Origin of the sequence: Ureibacillus suwonensis (genome assembly GCF_042655065.1) — a bacterium.
Taxonomy (GTDB): Bacteria; Bacillota; Bacilli; order Bacillales_A; family Planococcaceae; genus Ureibacillus; species Ureibacillus suwonensis.
Window position 1 is genome coordinate 1 of sequence record NZ_JBHSNQ010000027.1, and the last position, 3,024, is coordinate 3,024.

5 protein-coding genes and 2 pseudogenes are annotated in these 3,024 nt (G+C 38.8%); 4 read left to right on the plus strand and 3 right to left on the minus strand.

The window, feature by feature from the left end:
- Positions 1–202 precede the first annotated feature (202 nt).
- The gene (locus ACFPOH_RS01920; protein WP_342471152.1) at positions 203–433 is read right to left on the minus strand and encodes a hypothetical protein; all 231 of its coding nucleotides are present in this window, start codon (positions 431–433) and stop codon (positions 203–205) included.
- 180 nt (positions 434–613) lie between these two features.
- Here ACFPOH_RS01920 and ACFPOH_RS01925 point away from each other — a divergent pair, with 180 nt between their 5' ends.
- Positions 614–916 (plus strand): DNA cytosine methyltransferase, encoded by a 303-nt coding sequence (locus ACFPOH_RS01925; RefSeq protein WP_342471151.1) that lies wholly within the window; start codon positions 614–616, stop codon positions 914–916.
- 80 nt (positions 917–996) lie between these two features.
- Positions 997–1,407, plus strand: a complete 411-nt coding sequence (locus tag ACFPOH_RS01930; protein WP_342471150.1) for a DNA cytosine methyltransferase — start codon at positions 997–999, stop codon at positions 1,405–1,407.
- A gap of 45 nt (positions 1,408–1,452) precedes the next feature.
- Here the strand turns inward: ACFPOH_RS01930 and ACFPOH_RS17100 are convergent.
- Both ACFPOH_RS17100 and ACFPOH_RS01935 read right to left on the minus strand, forming a co-directional pair.
- Positions 1,453–1,588: pseudogene (locus tag ACFPOH_RS17100) on the minus strand (IS982 family transposase); the annotation flags it as partial.
- A 262-nt stretch (positions 1,589–1,850) separates the two neighbouring features.
- Positions 1,851–2,174: pseudogene (locus tag ACFPOH_RS01935) on the minus strand (transposase); the annotation flags it as partial.
- A gap of 93 nt (positions 2,175–2,267) precedes the next feature.
- Here ACFPOH_RS01935 and ACFPOH_RS01940 point away from each other — a divergent pair.
- Positions 2,268–2,744: a transposase family protein gene (locus ACFPOH_RS01940; protein WP_340714495.1), complete on the plus strand. Its 477-nt coding sequence runs from the start codon at positions 2,268–2,270 to the stop codon at positions 2,742–2,744.
- Positions 2,741–3,024 (plus strand): transposase (locus ACFPOH_RS01945; RefSeq protein WP_465270734.1); only part of this gene is annotated, 284 nt, incomplete at its 3' end. The genes ACFPOH_RS01940 and ACFPOH_RS01945, both read left to right, overlap by 4 nt.

Sequence of the window (3,024 nt, forward strand, 5' to 3'; positions counted from 1 at the left end):
CCAAAAGAAAGAGGTGTCTTTTTGGTTTTTAGACGAATTTTTTCAGTGTCAAGTGAATATGAGATACCCAAAGAAACCTATCAAATCAAGGATTATTCATAAATTTTTCACTGCGAAAGTTGAGTAACTTTGTTAAATTTTTTAATGACACTAACTACCTCTTTGTATGATGGCGCATTATTTATTAAATTTAGCTGTTCCTTTATAACTCTTTCTTATTTGTAATAACAATCTTATTTTTCTTCTCATCGAATTTAGTATATGCAATCACAATATTAGTTATTTCTGAATTAATTTCTGAATGATCCGGAATATCATTGGAAGTTACAGCTTCGGATTTCAGTGGAGCGAGTAATGTACTAAATACCAATACTAAACTAGAAATAATTACAAACATAGATAATCTTAATTGGTTATTTGTTTTAGTTAACATAGATAATTCCTCTTTTTTATATAGAATTTAATCTACATTTTTTATTATAAAAGTAAAAAATTATAAAAAAAGGGTTGAATTACATTTGTTGGAGAGTTATCATATTCTATTACCAGGATATGGATAAATTGAGATAAACCTTGCCGTCTCTGGATCGTAATACCGCTCACCATTGAATGCGTGCCTGGTATTTTAACAGCTAAAGATGGACAGATATTTTCGGTTATTCAAGAAGAATTTGATAACATCGGGTATACAATACTATCTGGTAATGATCCTGAACATAAGAACAATATTATTGATTTTTCTGACTATGGAGTTTTCCAAAGAAGAAAAAGGGTAGTATTATTTGGTTTTAAGAAAGAACTCAATTATACTTACCCAGATTTTTCTCGCTTCACAGAATACTGGAATGAAGAAAAAATACAAGGAATGTTATTGGTGATTTACCTTCGCTATCTCCTGGAGAGGGAGAAGATTTAAAGTTAATAGAGTATCCATTACAAAACAATAGTGAACTTTCTGAGTATCAGAAAAAAATGCGAGAAAATAGTATGGGGATTATGAATCATAAAGCACGAGCTGTTCGAGATCATGATCGAATGATTTATAGGATAGCTATAGAATACTCGAATCAAGGCATTCAATTAAAATATAACGAGTTACCTAATGATTTAAAAACTCATCAAAATGAGGAATCGTTTTTAGACCGATTTAAAGTGCATAATTGGAATGAGATCCCTCATACTATTGTAGCTCATATTGCTAAAGATGGACATTATAATATTCATCCGGATATTAAGCAAGCACGCTCGTTGACTGTACGTGAAGCTGCAAGAATTCAAGGTTTTCCCGATAATTACAAATTTGAGGGACCTAGAACAGCACAATTTGTACAAGTAGGGAATGCTGTTCCTCCTATTATGTCAAGGGTAATTGCTAAAGCAGTTAAACATTTACTAACGTCACACTAAAAAGCTAGTAGAATATTAAATTTTTCCCATGGTGTCAGTTGAACTCTATTGTGCAACTAGCACAAGGACAACAGGTGTGTAAGCTAGTAAATGCCGTTTCAAAACCTTCGATGCTGTTTACACGGATCGATGTGATGTGAAACTGATCTACAAGTACAGAAAAAGTTGTTTCGACGTATCTTAAATGTTTGAAATAAGTATGGCGAGAGGTTATTATCTCTCGCTTAATTTTTGGTCAAGTCCAAATTATTGTGTAAATTCCCCTTTGATAGACAACATGGACCTGATGACTTGACGTATGGTAGGTAAGACCGGAAAGTCTCCCTGCCGGTCGCCTTCCCGGACAAATGATCATGTTGTCAAGGAACAGGCGTGTCAAGGAGCTTTCGCGGCAACTCCTCGCTTCCGAGGTATTCCACGTTCTCCTTGACACAGCGAAGGGGTTATCCCACTCTCTTGATCGCCGGAGCCTCCTGATTCACCGATCGGACTCCTTGCTCTTTCGTTTTCCGCCACTGCCAATATTCAGCCATATCCAAGTATTTGCGCCCTGACATCCATTTTTCATCGATTTCGATCAACACGGCACCAACGAGGCGATACACCGATTCCCGGTTCGGAAAGATGCGGATGACCCGTTCTCTGCGGCGAATTTCTTCGTTCAGCCGTTCCACTCCGTTGGTCGTGCGCAGGCGCCGCCGGTAACGGTCCGGATAGTCCAATACGGCGGTGGCGTCTTCGAATCCCTCTTCGAGGATTTGCATGGCTTGTTTTTGGCAAGTAGAAAATGGCTCTTACGCAATTTTGGTGAAGGCCTATAATTTTACTTTTATAGTATAATAAAAGAAAAGGTGTGATGAATGATGAATCGTCAAATCCATTGGTCTTCACCGGATCCTTTCCTAGAAGTTCTCGATATTCAAGAAGAACCATCCTCCATTACCTTTATTGTTCGAAGCACTCATGAATCCTGCCCTTGTCCTCATTGCCAAGTGCCTTCCACACGTCCACACAGCCGATATACACGCATGATTCAAGATTTGCCGATTGCCGGAAAAGCTGTTTCCATCCTGCTTATCACAAGAAAATGGTTTTGCGACCAACCCAATTGCACCCAAAAAATTTTTACTGAACGGTATGATTGGATTTCCAAAAATGGACGCCGAACTTTACGGTCCGAAGAAGTATTACGTAAAATCGCGTTTTCCACCAGCTGCCTCAATGGCGAAAAAGTAGCGAAAGCCCTGTCCCTCCCTGTCAGCCATGACGTATTGCTCTCCCTTATTCGGAAAACGGAGATTCATCAAGAGGTGTCCCCCTTTTATCGGAATCGATGACTTTGCTTTTCGGAAAGGACACNAAATGGCTAAAAAATCATCAAAACATCCAAGTTGTCAGTCGTGATGGCTATCAGGCTTTTCGGAAAGGGATTCAGAACGCTTCGCAAAGTATTTTGCAAGTATATGACCGATGGCATTTTGTCCGGGCGGTAAAGAAGCAGATCGATGCTTGCCTCACCTCGATTCTTCCTTCCGTCATCACGTTGGAAAAAGAAGAAACGGACCAACAAACCTTTCCGCATGAAACCAAACTGCAAAGGAGACAAAAAGAAAGAGC

What these genes read in the sequence shown, in the direction of transcription:
- ACFPOH_RS01920 (WP_342471152.1), bottom strand. Translation starts at nt 433, where the DNA reads ATGTTAACTAAAACAAATAACCAATTAAGATTATCTATGTTTGTAATT.
- ACFPOH_RS01930 (WP_342471150.1), top strand. Translation starts at nt 997, where the DNA reads ATGAATCATAAAGCACGAGCTGTTCGAGATCATGATCGAATGATTTAT.
- ACFPOH_RS01940 (WP_340714495.1), top strand. Translation starts at nt 2,268, where the DNA reads ATGATGAATCGTCAAATCCATTGGTCTTCACCGGATCCTTTCCTAGAA.